This window comes from Burkholderia sp. MBR-1, assembly GCF_013822785.1.
Classification (GTDB): domain Bacteria; phylum Pseudomonadota; class Gammaproteobacteria; order Burkholderiales; family Burkholderiaceae; genus Burkholderia; species Burkholderia vietnamiensis.
Map to the genome: position 1 here is coordinate 3,092,564 of NZ_CP053609.1, position 14,378 is coordinate 3,106,941.

The 14,378-nt window shown below is 67.7% G+C and carries 13 protein-coding genes; 7 read left to right on the forward strand and 6 right to left on the reverse strand.

Annotated features, from left to right (window positions below):
- Positions 1-12: 12 nt before the first annotated feature.
- Positions 13-1,335, reverse strand: coding sequence for a C4-dicarboxylate transporter DctA (locus MBR110_RS14290; protein ID WP_011883253.1), 1,323 nt, complete (start codon positions 1,333-1,335; stop codon positions 13-15).
- Between the two features lie 212 nt (positions 1,336-1,547).
- Here MBR110_RS14290 and MBR110_RS14295 point away from each other — a divergent pair, with 212 nt between their 5' ends.
- Positions 1,548-2,270 carry a FadR/GntR family transcriptional regulator gene (locus MBR110_RS14295; RefSeq protein ID WP_014722435.1) on the forward strand — a complete coding sequence of 241 codons (723 nt, stop codon included), beginning with the start codon at positions 1,548-1,550 and terminating at the stop codon, positions 2,268-2,270.
- Between the two features lie 169 nt (positions 2,271-2,439).
- On the opposite strand, the gene gap is transcribed toward MBR110_RS14295, so the two are convergent.
- Together gap and tkt are read right to left on the reverse strand one after the other, a co-directional pair.
- A complete protein-coding gene (gene gap / locus MBR110_RS14300) occupies positions 2,440-3,450 on the reverse strand; it encodes a type I glyceraldehyde-3-phosphate dehydrogenase (protein ID WP_011883251.1) in 1,011 nt (336 codons plus the stop codon).
- An 87-nt stretch (positions 3,451-3,537) separates the two neighbouring features.
- Positions 3,538-5,610 carry a transketolase gene (gene tkt, locus MBR110_RS14305; RefSeq protein ID WP_014722434.1) on the reverse strand — a complete coding sequence of 691 codons (2,073 nt, stop codon included), beginning with the start codon at positions 5,608-5,610 and terminating at the stop codon, positions 3,538-3,540.
- A gap of 215 nt (positions 5,611-5,825) precedes the next feature.
- On the opposite strand from tkt, the gene speE reads away from it, so the two are divergent.
- The 3 genes from speE (at position 5,826) to MBR110_RS14320 (ending at position 8,018) form a co-directional block, all read left to right on the forward strand.
- The gene (speE, locus tag MBR110_RS14310) at positions 5,826-6,683 is read left to right on the forward strand and encodes a polyamine aminopropyltransferase (RefSeq protein WP_011883249.1); all 858 of its coding nucleotides are present in this window, start codon (positions 5,826-5,828) and stop codon (positions 6,681-6,683) included.
- Between the two features lie 133 nt (positions 6,684-6,816).
- Positions 6,817-7,233 carry a VOC family protein gene (locus tag MBR110_RS14315; protein WP_011883248.1) on the forward strand — a complete coding sequence of 139 codons (417 nt, stop codon included), beginning with the start codon at positions 6,817-6,819 and terminating at the stop codon, positions 7,231-7,233.
- A 17-nt stretch (positions 7,234-7,250) separates the two neighbouring features.
- Positions 7,251-8,018 (forward strand): 16S rRNA (uracil(1498)-N(3))-methyltransferase, encoded by a 768-nt coding sequence (locus tag MBR110_RS14320; RefSeq protein WP_011883247.1) that lies wholly within the window; start codon positions 7,251-7,253, stop codon positions 8,016-8,018.
- A gap of 162 nt (positions 8,019-8,180) precedes the next feature.
- Here the strand turns inward: MBR110_RS14320 and MBR110_RS14325 are convergent, their stop codons facing one another.
- The 3 genes from MBR110_RS14325 to MBR110_RS14335 form a co-directional block, all read right to left on the reverse strand.
- Complete coding sequence (locus MBR110_RS14325; protein ID WP_011883246.1) at positions 8,181-8,744, reverse strand: barstar family protein; 564 nt, start codon at positions 8,742-8,744, stop codon at positions 8,181-8,183.
- 16 nt (positions 8,745-8,760) lie between these two features.
- Positions 8,761-9,192 carry a ribonuclease gene (locus MBR110_RS14330; RefSeq protein ID WP_011883245.1) on the reverse strand — a complete coding sequence of 144 codons (432 nt, stop codon included), beginning with the start codon at positions 9,190-9,192 and terminating at the stop codon, positions 8,761-8,763.
- Positions 9,193-9,568: 376 nt separating this feature from the next.
- Positions 9,569-11,911: an NADP-dependent malic enzyme gene (locus MBR110_RS14335; protein ID WP_269466230.1), complete on the reverse strand. Its 2,343-nt coding sequence runs from the start codon at positions 11,909-11,911 to the stop codon at positions 9,569-9,571.
- Between the two features lie 100 nt (positions 11,912-12,011).
- Between MBR110_RS14335 and thiL the strand changes: the two genes are divergently transcribed.
- From thiL to MBR110_RS14350, 3 genes are read left to right on the forward strand one after another with little or no spacing between them, the layout of a single operon-like run.
- Entirely contained in the window at positions 12,012-13,046 is a 1,035-nt protein-coding gene (gene thiL, locus MBR110_RS14340) for a thiamine-phosphate kinase (protein WP_155625053.1), read from the forward strand.
- Positions 13,036-13,581, forward strand: a complete 546-nt coding sequence (locus MBR110_RS14345; protein WP_034194167.1) for a phosphatidylglycerophosphatase A family protein — start codon at positions 13,036-13,038, stop codon at positions 13,579-13,581. The genes thiL and MBR110_RS14345 overlap by 11 nt, the downstream gene beginning before the upstream one ends.
- A 31-nt stretch (positions 13,582-13,612) precedes the next feature.
- Positions 13,613-14,113: a CinA family protein gene (locus tag MBR110_RS14350; protein WP_011883241.1), complete on the forward strand. Its 501-nt coding sequence runs from the start codon at positions 13,613-13,615 to the stop codon at positions 14,111-14,113.
- Positions 14,114-14,378: the final 265 nt, after the last annotated feature.

Below are 14,378 nucleotides of genomic sequence, written 5' to 3' on the forward strand. Positions count from 1 at the left end.
CGCGCGTGGGGCTCAGAGCGCGTGCGCCTGATCGCCGGCCACCGGTGCGGCGGCGCCCTGCTCGGCCGCCGGCACGTAGCACAGCTCGCGGTTCAGCACGCGCTTGGCGCGCACGCGGTCGATGTCGTTCTCCCAGACCGCAACGACGACCGTCGCGACGCAGTTGCCGATCAGGTTGGTCACGGCGCGCGCGATGCCGACGAACCAGTCGACCGGCAGGATCAGCACGAGGCCGAGCACGGGAATCGCGGGAATCGCCGACAGCGTCGCCGCGAGGATCACGATCGCCGAGCCCGGAATCCCGTGCGCGCCCTTCGACGTGACGAGCGACACGAGCAGCACGACGATCAGGTCGTGCGTCGACAGCGGCGTGTTGGTGGCCTGCGCGATGAACAGCACGGCGAGCGTCAGGTAGATCGAGAAGCCGTCGAGATTGAACGAATAGCCGGTCGGGATCACGAGGCCGACCGTCGAATCCTTGATGCCCATGTATTCGAGCTTGCTCATGACCTGCGGCAGCACCGCGTCCGACGACGCCGTGCCGAGCACGATCGACAGCTCCTCGCGCAGGTAGCGGATCAGCTTGAACACCGAGAAGCCGGCGATGCGCATCACGATGCCCAGCACGACCGTGACGAACACGAAGCAGCTCAGGTAGAACACCGCGACGAGGTAGCCGAGCTGCTTGAGCGACGCGACGCCGTACTTGCCGGTCGTGAACGCGATCGCGCCGAGCACGCCGAGCGGCGCGAGCTTGATGATGAAGCCGATGATGCGGAAGAACACGTGCGACAGCTCGTCGATCAGGCCGTTCACCCGCTGCGCCTTGTCGCCGAGCAGCGACAGCGCCGAGCCGAACAGCACCGCGAACACCAGGATCTGCAGGATGTCGCCCTTCGCGAAGGCGTCGATCGCGGTCTCCGGGATGATCTTCATCAGGTAGCCGGCCGTGTCCTTCAGGCTTTCGGCGTTCTTCGCGTACGTCGACAGCGACGCCGCATCGAGCGAGCGCAGGTCGATGTTCATCCCGACGCCTGGGCGCGTGAGCCAGGCGAGCACGAGGCCGATGCCGAGCGCGAGCGTCGTCATCACCTCGAAGTAGACGACCGCCTTCAGGCCGACCCGGCCGACCTTCTTCAGGTCGCCCGCGTTGGCCATCCCGCTGACCACGACGCAGAACACGATCGGGCCGATGACCATCTTGATGAGCTTCAGGAAACCGTCGCCGAGCGGCCGCAGCGACTCGGCGAAATGCGGGAAGAACGCACCGAGCGCCACCCCGAGAATCAATGCGATGACTACCCGGCCAAACAGCGAATTGAGGAATTTCGACACGGCGCTCTCCCGATCCAACGGTTGCAGTTTCGTCTGTTCATACTGGTATGACCAGTGCTGTTATGGTGGATAGTAGGAAGCCGATATAGTCGCGTCAAGGATGGACAAAATAGGGATTTCCCGCGCTTCGAGCCCGGCACGACGGGGGCCGGAACGCGACGGGTCGTGGCTTACCCGTAGCGCCGTCGTGCGCGGCGCGCGTGCGGATTACAATGCCGGTCAGACCGGCCATTGCACAGATCATGAAAAACGTTCCGCACACCGTGACCGACGCCGCCATCGCGACGATCCGCGACCGGATCGAGGCAGGCGTGTATCCGGTCGGCAGCCTGCTGCCGGCCCAGCGTCAGCTCTCCGAGGAGCTGGAGATCAGCCGCGCGTCGCTGCGCGAGGCGCTGTCCACGCTCGAGGCGCTCGGGATGCTGCGCATCCGCGCCGGCAAGGGCGTCTATGTGGAGAGCGCGCAGGCGAGCGCCGCGCATGCGTGGCAGTTCGCCGAGCAATCGTCGCCGCCCGACACCTACCAGATGCGCTATGCGCTCGAAGGCTTCGCCGCGCGGATGGCCGCGCACGTCGTCACCGACGACGACATCGCGTGGTTCGAGGACAACCTTGCCGAGCTGCACGTCGCCTTGACCGAAAGCGAGCTCGACGAAGCGTCGCGCCTCGACTTCGACTTCCACATGCGGATCATCCATCTCGCCGGCAACGCGGCGATCGAGTCGGTGCTGCGCAGCAGCGCGGACATCATGAAGGAAAGCCAGCGCATGCCGTTCTACCGGCGCGAGCTGCTGCTGTCGACGTGGCAGGAGCACCGCGCGATCGTCGATGCGCTGAGCGCGCGCGACGCGGCCGCGGCGGGCGATGCGATCGAGACGCACATCACGAATGCTGCGCGCCGTGCCGGGATCTTCTTTCCGACGCCGGGCGGTTGACGCACGGCGCGGGCGTCGCATGGCAGTCGCGCACCTGGCGCTCGCGGGCCGGGGAAACGGCTCGGCGCGCTGCTCATGTAGCGCCGGACAATAAAAAACCCGGCCGAATAACCGGGCCGGGTTCGTGCATCGCGCCGGCCGCGTCGCCGCGGCCGCACGATTCGCAGACTTACTTCGCGTTCGCGAATGCGACTGCCGTATCGAGCATGCGATTCGAGAAACCCCACTCGTTGTCGTACCAGCTCGACACCTTGACGAGACGGCCCGACACCTTGGTCAGCGTTGCGTCGAACGTCGACGAAGCCGGGTTGTGGTTGAAGTCGATCGACACCAGCGGTGCATCGTTGTAGCCGAGGATGCCCTTCAGCGCGCCTTCCGAAGCTTCCTTCATGATCGCGTTGACTTCCTCGACCGTCGTGTCGCGCTTCGCGATGAACGACAGGTCGACGATCGACACGTTGATCGTCGGGACGCGGATCGCATAGCCGTCGAGCTTGCCGTTCAGTTCCGGCAGCACCAGGCCGACCGCCGAAGCAGCGCCCGTCTTGGTCGGGATCTGGCTGTGCGTGGCCGAACGCGCGCGGCGCAGGTCTTCGTGATAGACGTCCGTCAGCACCTGGTCGTTCGTGTAGGCGTGGATCGTCGTCATCAGGCCGGTTTCGAGGCCGATCTGGTCGTTCAGCGGCTTGACGAGCGGCGCCAGGCAGTTCGTCGTGCACGATGCGTTCGAGATGACCGTGTGCTCGGCCTTCAGCACGTTGTGGTTCACGCCGTAGACGATCGTCGCGTCGACGTCCTTGCCGCCCGGCGCCGAGATGATCACCTTCTTCGCGCCGCCCTTCAGGTGGGCGCTCGCCTTTTCCTTCGACGTGAAGAAGCCCGTGCATTCCATCACGACGTCGACGCCCAGCTCGCCCCACGGCAGTTCTGCCGGGTTGCGGTTCGCGAGCACGCGGATCTTGTCGCCGTTCACGACCAGGTAGTCGCCGTCGACCGACACTTCGCCCGGGAACTTGCCGTGCGCGGTGTCGTACTGGGTCAGGTGCGCGTTCGTCTTCGCATCGCCCAGATCGTTGATCGCGACGATCTCGAGATCGTGCTTCTTGCCGTTTTCATAAAACGCGCGCAGCGTGTTGCGGCCGATACGGCCGTAGCCGTTGATTGCGACGCGGATCGTCATGGTCTATCTCCTGATGGCTGAAAAAATTCGTTTCGTGCAGCTTCACGGTGCGACGCGCGCGGCCGGCCGCGCGCGCCGCGAATGCTCTTAGGCCAGCACGGCCTTCGCCGTCTCGATCACGTGCTCGACGGTGAAGCCGAAGTACTTGAACAGCACGCCGGCCGGCGCCGATTCGCCGAACGTGTCGATCCCGACGACGCCGCCTTCGAGGCCGACGTACTTGTGCCAGAAGCCGGTCACGCCCGCTTCGATCGCGACGCGGCGCACGCCGTGCGGCAGCACGCGCTCGCGGTACTCGGCGTCCTGGCGGTCGAACACGTTGGTCGACGGCATCGACACGACGCGCGCCGCGATGCCCTGCTGCGCGAGCGGCTCGACGGCCTTCATCGCGAGTTCGACTTCGGAGCCCGTCGCGATCAGGATGATCTTGCGCGCGACGATCTCGTCGTCCCAGTCCTTCAGCACGTAGCCGCCCTTCTCGATGTTCGCGATCTGCGCATCGGTACGCGGGTTGAACGCGAGGTTCTGGCGGCTGAAGATCAGGCTCGACGGACGGTCGGCGGCAACCGCGTGGGTCCATGCGACGGCCGTCTCGACCGTGTCGGCCGGACGCCACACGTCGTGGTTCGGGATCAGGCGCAGGCTCGATACGTGTTCGATCGACTGGTGCGTCGGGCCGTCTTCGCCGAGGCCGATCGAGTCGTGCGTGAACACGAAGATCGACGGCACCTTCATCAGCGACGCGACGCGCAGCGCGTTGCGGCTGTAGTCGGAGAACGTCAGGAACGTGCCGCCGAACGGCTTGTGGCCGCCGTGCAGCGCGAGGCCGTTGATCGCGGCGCTCATGCCGAATTCGCGCACGCCGTAGTTGATGTGGTTGCCGAGCACGACGCCCGCGCCTTCCGGATTCGCGCGCACCGCCTTCGACGCCTTCCAGTTGGTCAGGTTCGAGCCGGTCAGGTCGGCCGAGCCGCCGAGCAGTTCCGGCAGCACCGCGGCGAGCCCTTCGATCGCCTGCTGCGACGCCTTGCGGGTCGCGACCGTCTCGCCGCGCTGGTTCGCGCCGGCGACGATCGCCGCTGCCTTCTCGGCCCAGTCGGCCGGCAGCTTGTTGGCCATCCGGCGCTCGAATTCGGCTGCTTCGGCCGGGTACTTCGCGCGGTACTGCGCGAACGTGTCGCTCCAAGCCGCTTCGGCGCGCTGGCCGGCGTCCTTCGCGTCCCATGCCGCATAGACTTCCTGCGGAATCACGAACGGCTCCCAGGTCCAGCCGAGGGCTGCGCGCGTCTTCGCGATTTCTTCCGCGCCGAGCGCCGCGCCGTGCACGTCGTGGCCGCCCGCCTTGGTGGCCGCGCCCTTGCCGATCACCGTCTTGCAGCAGATCAGCGTCGGCTTGTCCGACAGCTTGGCCTTCGCGATCGCGGCGTCGACCGCGTCGACGTCGTGGCCGTTCACGTTCGGGATCACGTTCCAGCCGTACGCCTCGAAGCGCTTCGGCGTGTCGTCATGGAACCAGTTGACGACGTCGCCGTCGATCGAGATGCCGTTGTCGTCGTACAGCGCGATCAGCTTGTTCAGCTTCAGCGTGCCGGCCAGCGAGCAGGCTTCGTGCGAGATGCCTTCCATCAGGCAGCCATCGCCGAGGAACACGTAGGTGTGGTGGTCGACGATCTTCGCGCCGTCACGGTTGAACTCGTCGGCCATCAGCGCTTCGCCGAGCGCCATCCCGACGGCGTTCGCGAGACCCTGGCCGAGCGGGCCGGTGGTCGTCTCGACGCCCGGCGTGATGCCGTATTCCGGATGGCCCGGCGTCTTGGAGTGCAGCTGGCGGAAGTTCTTCAGCTCTTCGATCGGCAGGTCGTAGCCGGTCAGGTGCAGCAGCGAGTACAGCAGCATCGAGCCATGGCCGTTCGACAGCACGAAACGGTCGCGGTCTGCCCAATGCGGGTTCGTCGGGTTGTGCTTGAGGTGACGCGACCACAGCGCCACGCCGATTTCGGCCATGCCCATCGGCATGCCGGGGTGGCCGGAGTTCGCTTGCTGGACGGCGTCCATCGCGAGCGCACGGATCGCGTTGGCCATCAAAGTGGTGGAGGCGGGAGACGAAGTCGTCATGTCGAGTCCGGAGAACGAGTCGAGGAAACGGGAGCACGGCGGCATCCGGAAGCTCGAGCGTCGAACGTTCCCGGCGCGCGATGCGGCGCCTGAAGGACGCGAAGCGGACGGAGCCGACGGACGGGGCTGCAAAGCTCGGCATTTTAACAGATGGGCCGACATTTCCCCTGCCGGCGCTCCGTGTTCGGGCACGCATTTCCGGCAAACCGCGCGCCTCCTATAATTCAGGCGTCGGAACTGCCCGCCCCGCGCGCCCCCCCGTGAGCACGACCCTCCTTTTTCATCCCACGCCCGACGCCGCGTACGGCTTTCCCAACGCGCGACGGCTCGCGCACGTCGCCTCGCCGCACCAGCACATCGAAGTGTGGGACACCCCGCAGCTCGGCCGCCTGTTCACGCTCGACGGCCGGCCGATGACGTCGGTCGGCGACGAATACGTGTACCACGAGTGCATGACGCACCCGGCCGCGCTCGCGCATCCGTGCCCGAAGAAGGCGCTCGTGCTCGGCGGCGGCGACGGCGGCGCCGCGCGCCAGTTGCTCAAGCACGCGTGCATCGAGCGGATCGTCGTCGCCGAACTCGACGACGAAGTGGTCGGGATGGCGCGCCGCTATCTCGACGACGTGCACCAGGGCGCGCTCGACGATCCGCGCGTCGAGGTCGTGATCGGCGACGCCGCGCAGTTCGTCGCGTCGACCGTCGAGCATTTCGATCTCGTCGTGTTCGACCTCACGCCGCCCGACTCGCCGGCGGCCGGCCTCTATACGCGCGAGTTCTACGCGCGGCTCAAGCGGATCCTGACGCCGCGCGCCGCGCTGTCGATGCATCTGGGCTCGCCGCTGTTCCATGCGGCGCGCATCGCCGCGCTGCTCGACGATCTGCGCGCGAGCTTCGCGTTCGTCGACCCGCTGTCCGCGCACGTGCCGCTGTACGGCTCCCAATGGCTGATGGCGATCGCGAGCGACACGCTCGACGCGGCCGCGCTGTTCGCACACGACGTCGACGAGCGGCTCGCCGCCCGCCGCGTGCACGGATTGCGCTACTACGATGCGCGACTTCATGCGGCCCTCTTTGCCCTGCCGCGCGCGCTGCGCGATACACTGGGCGGGCGCCGCTGAGCTTGGCGCAACGCGTCGTGATGCCGGTTGATCGCGCGCTCGTCGGCGCGCAGCGGGCGGGCGCGGTAAACGCCCGTCGCGGCGGCCGCATGCGGCCGAACGCCCGCGCGACGACCTTTCCACAGGAGATTTGATGACCGATCCACGTCCGGCCAACGTGCCTTGGTTGACGCCTTATCTGGCCGTGCGCAACGCGCGCGCCGCCATCGACTTCTTCAAGGCCGCATTCGGTTTCGCGCTGCGCGACGTCCATGACGAGGACGGCGCGATCATGCACGTCGAGATGACCTATCACGATCAGCTGATCGTGATGTTCGCGCCCGAAGGCGCATTCGGCTCGACCGCGCTCACGCCGAAGCATGCGAACGCGACCGCGCCGCAGTCGTTCTATCTGTACGTCGACGACGTCGACGCGACCTGGCAGCGCGCGCTCGATGCGGGCGCGAAGTCGCTGAGCGCGCCGCAGGACCAGTTCTGGGGCGACCGCTTCGCGCAGATCGAGGATCTCGACGGCTACCGCTGGGCACTCGCGTGCCGGGTGCGCCCATGAACGGAGCCGCAATCGAGATGAACGAGGCGACCACCACCGCGGCCGTGCCGCGCTTTTTCGTCGAAGCGACGCTGCGCGCCGGCGCGACGCTCGCGTTGCCGGCCGACGTCGCGCGTCACGCGCAGGTGCTGCGGCTGGAGCCCGGCGACGCGCTGGTGCTGTTCGACGGCAGCGGCGGACAGTACCGCGCGCAGCTCGTCGAGATCGACAAGCGCAACGCGCTTGCGCAGCTCGACGCGTTCGAGCCGGTCGAGGCCGAGCCGCCGTACCGTGTGACGCTCGCGCAAGGCATCGCCGGCGGCGACAAGATGGACTGGGTGATCGAGAAGGCCGTCGAGCTCGGCGTCGCGGCGGTCGTGCCGCTGACGACGGCGCGCGGCGTCGTGAAGCTGTCGGGCGAGCGCGCGGACAAGCGCGTCGCGCACTGGCGCGGCGTCGTGCGCGCATCGTGCGAGCAGTGCGGGCGCAACCGCGTGCCCGAAGTCGCCGCGGTGCGCGGGTTCGGCGCGTGGCTCGACGCGCTGCCCGCGGCGCCGGCCGACGGCGAGTTGCGGCTGCTGCTGTCGCCGCGCGCGAGCATTCCGTTCGCGTCGCTGCCGGATCAGCCGCCCGCGGCTACGGTCACGCTGCTGATCGGGCCGGAAGGCGGGTTGTCGCCGGACGAGGAAAACGCGGCGCGTGCGCACGGCTTCACCGCGCTGTCGCTCGGCCCGCGCGTGCTGCGCACCGAAACGGCCGGCGCGGCCGTACTCGCGGCGCTGGCCGCGCGCTGGGGCGGGTGGTGATGCGGCGGGCCGCCGCGCGTGGCAAGCGGCGGCCCCGAACTCTCGGCGAGTCGCATATCGAGCACCGGCTGCGCCCGGCCCGCGCGAGCGCGGACGCAAAAAAGCCCGCTCGACGCGGGCTTCCTGCAGGATGGGCCGCGTAGGCGGCCGCCGCACCTGCGCTTACGCGAACGAATAGAACACGCGGAACGCGACCTTGCGCTCGGCCCAGAACTCCGCGGCCTCGCGGAACACGTCGAGCAGCGTCTCGCGCCCTTCCTTGTCGAACTTCTGCGCGATCGGCAGCCCTTCGAGGACGATCACGAAACCGGGCTGTGCGCCGGCCTTCGCGACGAGGTCGGTCAGGCAGTCGTACAGCGCGTCGTAGTTCTTGCCGAAATGCTTTGGAAACAGAAACGACGTCGCGATCGTCTCCATCACTTCCTGCTTCGACTGCGCGGCGCCGCAATACGCATACAGGAAATGCTGGCCGAGCCGACCGGCTTCGTCGGCGAGATCCTGCACGCGGAACGCGCGGATCGACTGCACGAGATTGGGTCGGACGGTCGTGAAAAGGCTCATAGGCTCCTCGTTCGATGAAAGCCCGGGCTCGGCCGCCTGTTGCTCAGGCGCGCCGCCGGCCTGTGCCGCCGCGTGTAGTTGCATCACGCGCTGAAACAGATTGCCGTCGCCGGCCGCGAACAGTTCCGCCGCCGCCGTATCGTGCGCGTAGATGGAGTCGCTCATGCCGTTCATCCCGAAGTCATTCAACAATACGTTTAAAACTGTTGTAGTGGTCGTCTGTGTAATAACAGTTGTCGGTCCGGCGCAGCGGCCCGCCACAGACGATCCGACGCGCGCCGCGATTGCGCGCGCGCGGCGTCGGGACCGTGTACTCGTGGTAGTAGCCGCGCTTCGCCTTGGGCAGGATCCGTTCGCGATTGCCGAACACGACGCCGTCCTTCTCGTAAGGATAGGGGCCGCCGTCGGCGATCAGGCCAAGCGTGGTCACGGCCTCGCGCGGCAAACGCGCCGCGGGGACCGTATCGACCCCGGCTGCGGCGACGTCGGCCGAAGCGGCCTGCCGTGCGTATGCGGCGGAAACCAGACTGCCCGTCGGCGCGCCGACGATACCCATCGCAAACATCGCGAAGACGGACGCGAGCGCGCCGTTGCGGAGCCACTTGCGTGCCATGAACCAGGGTTCCCGCTGTTAAATCAAGTAGTTGACGACCAACCAAAGGCGTTAGCGTAGCGCTATTGTTCCCGCGAATCAATGTTCGTTTGGAAACCGAAAGCCCGATGCCCCGCCGCAACGGGCATTTTTTACCTAAATCACGTCACTTTTATCTTTCATAGGATAAAATGGCGGCGGCATCTGTCACCTGGCGAGATCTGCCTCCTTGCCACGCTCATTACCCGGAGTGGAGAGATGCCGTTGTTGATTAGGGAAAGCGCCTTCGCGCGATACCCGACGGCGTGCCCGTTGCGGGCACGCCTCTTTTTGCCTTTGTTGACAATTTCATCCGCTGTGCCGCGCCGGTTCGACCGGGCGGCACTCGCGTGTTGGCTCAGCGCGACGCGTTCACGTCGGCGACCAGCAGCGCCGCCATATTGACGATGCGGCGAACGGTCGCCGATTCGGTCAGCACGTGCACCGGCTGCGCGGCGCCCAGCAGGATCGGCCCGATCGCGATGTTGTTGCCGGCGGCCGTCTTCAACAGGTTGTACGCGATGTTCGCCGAATCGATGTTCGGCAGGATCAGCAGGTTCGCGTCGCCCTCGAGCGTCGATTCGGGCAGGATCTCCTTGCGCAGCGCCGCGTCGAGCGCGACGTCGCCGTGCATCTCGCCGTCGACCTTCAGCTCCGGCGCGCGTTCCTGCAGGATCGCGAGCGTATCGCGCATCTTCTGCGCGGACGGCGCGTTGCTCGTCCCGAAATTGGAGTGCGACAGCAGCGCGACCTTCGGCTCGATGCCGAACCGGCGCACTTCCTCGGCGGCCATGATCGTGATCTCGGCGAGTTCCTCCGGGGTCGGATCGACGTTCACGTGCGTGTCGACCAGGAAGATCTGGCGGCCCGGCAGCACGAGGCCGTTCATCGCCGCGTAGACGCTGCAGCCCGGGCGCTTGCCGATCACCTGGTCGATGAAGTGCAGGTGGCGGTGCGTGGTGCTGATCGTGCCGCAGATCATCCCGTCCGCTTCGCCCTTCTTCACCAGCATCGAGCCGATCAGCGTCGTGCGACGACGCATCTCCACACGCGCCAACTGCTCGCTGATGCCCTTGCGCGCCATCATCTTGTGGTACGTCTGCCAGAAATCGCGGTAGCGCTCGTCGTGCTCGGTGTTGACGACGGTGAAATCGGCGCCCGGCGTCAGGCGCAGCCCGTAGCGCTGGATACGGTGCTCGATCACCGACGGGCGGCCGATCAGGATCGGCTTCGCGAGCTTCTCGTCGACGATGATCTGAACCGCGCGCAACACGCGCTCTTCCTCGCCCTCCGCGAACACGACGCGCTTCTTCTCGCCGGGCGCGGCGCGCGCGATCTGGAAGATCGGCTTCATCGTCGTGCCGCTGTGATAGACGAACTGCTGCAGATGCTGCTTGTACGCGTCCATGTCCTCGATCGGGCGCGTCGCGACGCCGCCGTCCATCGCGGCCTGCGCGACGGCCGGCGCGATCTTGACGATCAGGCGCGGGTCGAACGGCTTCGGAATCAGGTATTCGGGGCCGAACGACAGATCCTGGATCCCGTACGCGGTCGCGACGATGTCGCTCTGCTCGTGCTGCGCAAGCTCGGCGATCGCATTGACCGCCGCAATCTCCATCTCGCGCGTGATCGTCGTCGCGCCGACGTCGAGTGCGCCGCGGAAGATGAACGGGAAGCACAGCACGTTGTTGACCTGGTTCGGATAGTCGGTGCGGCCGGTGGCCAGCACGGCGTCCGGGCGCACTTCGAGCGCGAGTTCGGGCAGGATCTCGGGCGTCGGGTTCGCGAGCGCGAGGATCATCGGCCGTTCGGCCATGCCCTTCACCATCTCCTGCTTCAGCACGCCGCCGGCCGACAGGCCGAGGAAGATGTCGGCGCCTTCCATCACCTCGGCGAGCGTGCGTGCGTCGGTTTCGCGCGCGAACCGCTCCTTGTCCGGGTCCATCAGCTCGGCGCGGCCCTTGTACACCACGCCGGCCAGGTCGGTCACCGTGATGTTCTCGAGCGGCAGGCCGATGTCGACCAGCAGGTCGAGACACGCGAGCGCGGCCGCGCCGGCGCCCGACGCGACCAGCTTCACCTTCTTGATGTCCTTGCCGACGACCTTCAGGCCGTTCGTGACGGCCGCGGCCACGACGATCGCGGTGCCGTGCTGGTCGTCGTGGAACACCGGAATCTTCATCCGCTTGCGCGCTTCGCGCTCGACGATGAAGCAGTCGGGCGCCTTGATGTCCTCGAGGTTGATCCCGCCGAAGGTCGGCTCGAGCGCGGCGATCACGTCGACGAGCTTGTGCGGGTCCGACTCGTTCAGTTCGATGTCGAACACGTCGATGCCCGCGAACTTCTTGAACAGCACGGCCTTGCCTTCCATCACCGGCTTCGACGCGAGCGGGCCGATGTTGCCGAGCCCGAGCACGGCGGTGCCGTTCGTGACGACGCCGACCAGGTTGCTGCGCGCGGTGAAGCGCGCGGCGTTCAGCGGGTTCTCGACGATCTCCTCGCACGCGAACGCGACGCCGGGCGAATACGCGAGCGCGAGGTCGCGCTGGTTGATCATCTGCTTGGTGGGGGCGATCGCGATTTTCCCGGGCGTCGGGAATTCGTGATAGTCGAGGGCGGCTTCGCGGAGCTTGGCTTTGGAGGAGGCTTGAGTCGACATGTGTCTCGTGGCGGGCGGATTAGAATGACTGTTCCACGGCATTGTAGCGCCAATCCAACCCCGTCAGACCGGCGTTTCGGGTGCAACAGCCGCGACAAAAATGGACTGAACGGTGCAGAAACGGCGCCGTTCGCCTCGTACAATGCCGTTCCTTTCACCGCTTCCGGGTCCGTCCGCCGTGCCAGCCGCCCTGTCCGAGTTTTCGCTGATCGATCGCTTCTTCGCGCGCCGCGCGGCCCGCGGCGCCCGCACGTCGACGCTCGGCATCGGCGACGATTGCGCGCTGCTCGAGCCGCGCTCCGGAAAACTGCTGGCCATTTCGACCGACATGCTGGTGGAAGGCCGCCACTTCTTCCCCGACGTCGCGCCCGACGCGCTCGGTCACAAGACGCTCGCGGTCAATTTGTCCGACCTCGCCGCGATGGGCGCCGCGCCGCGCGCGTTCACGCTCGCGTGCGCGCTGCCGCGCGCGGATGCCGCGTGGCTCGACGCGTTCAGCCGCGGGCTGTTCGCGCTCGCCGACCGGTTCGGCTGCGAGCTGATCGGCGGCGACACGACGAGCGGGCCGCTGAACCTGTGCGTGACGGTGTTCGGCGAAGTGGCGCCGGACGCCGTGCTGCGGCGCGATGCCGCGCGCCCCGGCGACGACGTCTGGGTGTCCGGCACGCTCGGCGACGCGCGCGCGGGCCTCGGCGTCGCACGCGGAGAATGGCGCGCCGGCGCGGACGACGCAGCGGCGTTCCGCCGCGCGCTCGAGCGTCCCGAGCCGCGCATTGCGCTCGGGCTCGCGCTCGCCGGCGTAGCGCACGCGGCGCTCGACATCTCGGACGGGCTCGCCGGCGATCTCCAGCACATCCTGACGCGCTCGAACGTGGGCGCGGACGTCGACGCCGATGCGGTGCCGCGCTCGGCGGCGCTCGCGGCGTTGCCGCCCGACGTGCAGCGGCGCTGCGCGCTCGCCGGCGGCGACGACTACGAGCTGTGCTTCACCGCGCCGCCCGCGGCCCGCGCGGCGGTCGAGGCAGCCGGCGCGAGCGCGACGGTGCGGGTCACGCGAATCGGTACAATACGCGCGTTGTCTTCGCCGTCGGAGCGGCCCGCGATCGCGTGGCGCGACGCCGCCGGCGCGCCCCTCACCCTCACGTTGCACGGCTTCGACCACTTCGATGCACACTGATCCGACGCACGCGCAAGCCGAGGCAGCGCCCGGCGCCGCCCCGCTCGCCCCGCGGCGCGCGAGCGCGCGCTTCATGCTGTCGCACCCGGCGCACCTCGTGTCGCTCGGCTTCGGCAGCGGGCTCGCGCCGTTCCTGCCCGGCACGTTCGGCACGCTGTTCGGCTGGCTGACGTTCGTCGTGCTCAACCGCTATCTGACGGTGCCCGAATGGTGGGCGCTGATCGCGCTCGGCTTCGCCGCCGGCACCTGGCTGACCGGCTTCACCGCACGCAAGATGGGCAACGCCGATCCGGGCCCCGTCGTCTGGGATGAAATCGTCGCGATCTGGCTCGTGATGCTGTTCGTCACGCCGGCGACCTTCGTCGGCCAGCTGTGGGCGTTCGTCGTGTTTCGCCTGTTCGACATGTTGAAGCCGCCGCCGATCCGCTACTTCGACCGCCGCGTGAAAGGCGGGCTCGGCATCATGGTCGACGATCTGGTCGCCGCGTTCATGACGCTGCTCGTGATCGCGCTGTGGCGCTCGGTCGTCGGCTGACCGATTTCCCGACTCCCGTTTCCCGACGCGCATGCCAACCGATTCCGTCGTCCATCAGCTTGCGATCCGCGCAGGCAACAAACTGCGTGACGAGCACCTGTCGCTCGCCACCGCCGAGTCCTGCACGGGCGGCATGATCGCCGCCGCGATCACCGACATCTCCGGCAGCAGCCAGTGGTTCGAGCGCGGCTTCGTCACCTATTCGAACCAGGCCAAGAGCGAGATGATCGGCGTGCCGCCCGACCTGATCGAGAAGCACGGCGCGGTCAGCGAGCCGGTCGCCCGCGCGATGGCCGAAGGCGCGCTGCGCAACAGCCGCGCGCAGGTCGCGCTGTCGGTCACCGGCATCGCCGGGCCGGGCGGCGGCAGCGAGAAGAAGCCGGTCGGCACCGTGTCGTTCGCGTGGAGCAACCGGCTGCACACCGACGTCGAGACGCTCGTGTTCAAGGGCGACCGCGAGCAGATCCGCACGCAGGCGGCCGCGCATGCGCTGCGCGGGCTCTTGAAGCTGCTCGACGAACGCGAGGGCTGATCCGCCCGCCCCGCCCGCTCGGCGGATCGCGCCGTACTTCACGACGATCCGGTTTCCGTCTGCCGTCTCCCCGGCGTGCCGTTATTACGGATCGATGACAAGCGCGAGCGACGCGCGCTGGCCGCGCAACGATGCGGCAGGAATCCGAGGGGAAGGTATTCGTCGCGTGCGCCAGGACGGCACACGTTGCGATCGACGCGCGCAGTTCGCGGTCCACGAATGCGGCTGCGCACGCCGACGCGGCGAGCGGCCGCCCGAACGGGCG

Excerpts from the sequence above, each read along its gene's own strand:
- MBR110_RS14295 (WP_014722435.1), top strand. The coding sequence starts at position 1,548 with ATGCCGGTCAGACCGGCCATTGCACAGATCATGAAAAACGTTCCGCAC.
- gap (WP_011883251.1), bottom strand. The coding sequence starts at position 3,450 with ATGACGATCCGCGTCGCAATCAACGGCTACGGCCGTATCGGCCGCAAC.
- tkt (WP_014722434.1), bottom strand. The coding sequence starts at position 5,610 with ATGCCGCCGTGCTCCCGTTTCCTCGACTCGTTCTCCGGACTCGACATG.
- MBR110_RS14315 (WP_011883248.1), top strand. The coding sequence starts at position 6,817 with ATGACCGATCCACGTCCGGCCAACGTGCCTTGGTTGACGCCTTATCTG.
- MBR110_RS14320 (WP_011883247.1), top strand. The coding sequence starts at position 7,251 with ATGAACGAGGCGACCACCACCGCGGCCGTGCCGCGCTTTTTCGTCGAA.
- MBR110_RS14325 (WP_011883246.1), bottom strand. The coding sequence starts at position 8,744 with ATGAGCGACTCCATCTACGCGCACGATACGGCGGCGGCGGAACTGTTC.
- MBR110_RS14330 (WP_011883245.1), bottom strand. The coding sequence starts at position 9,192 with ATGGCACGCAAGTGGCTCCGCAACGGCGCGCTCGCGTCCGTCTTCGCG.
- MBR110_RS14335 (WP_269466230.1), bottom strand. The coding sequence starts at position 11,911 with ATGCCGTGGAACAGTCATTCTAATCCGCCCGCCACGAGACACATGTCG.
- thiL (WP_155625053.1), top strand. The coding sequence starts at position 12,012 with ATGCCGTTCCTTTCACCGCTTCCGGGTCCGTCCGCCGTGCCAGCCGCC.
- MBR110_RS14345 (WP_034194167.1), top strand. The coding sequence starts at position 13,036 with ATGCACACTGATCCGACGCACGCGCAAGCCGAGGCAGCGCCCGGCGCC.
- MBR110_RS14350 (WP_011883241.1), top strand. The coding sequence starts at position 13,613 with ATGCCAACCGATTCCGTCGTCCATCAGCTTGCGATCCGCGCAGGCAAC.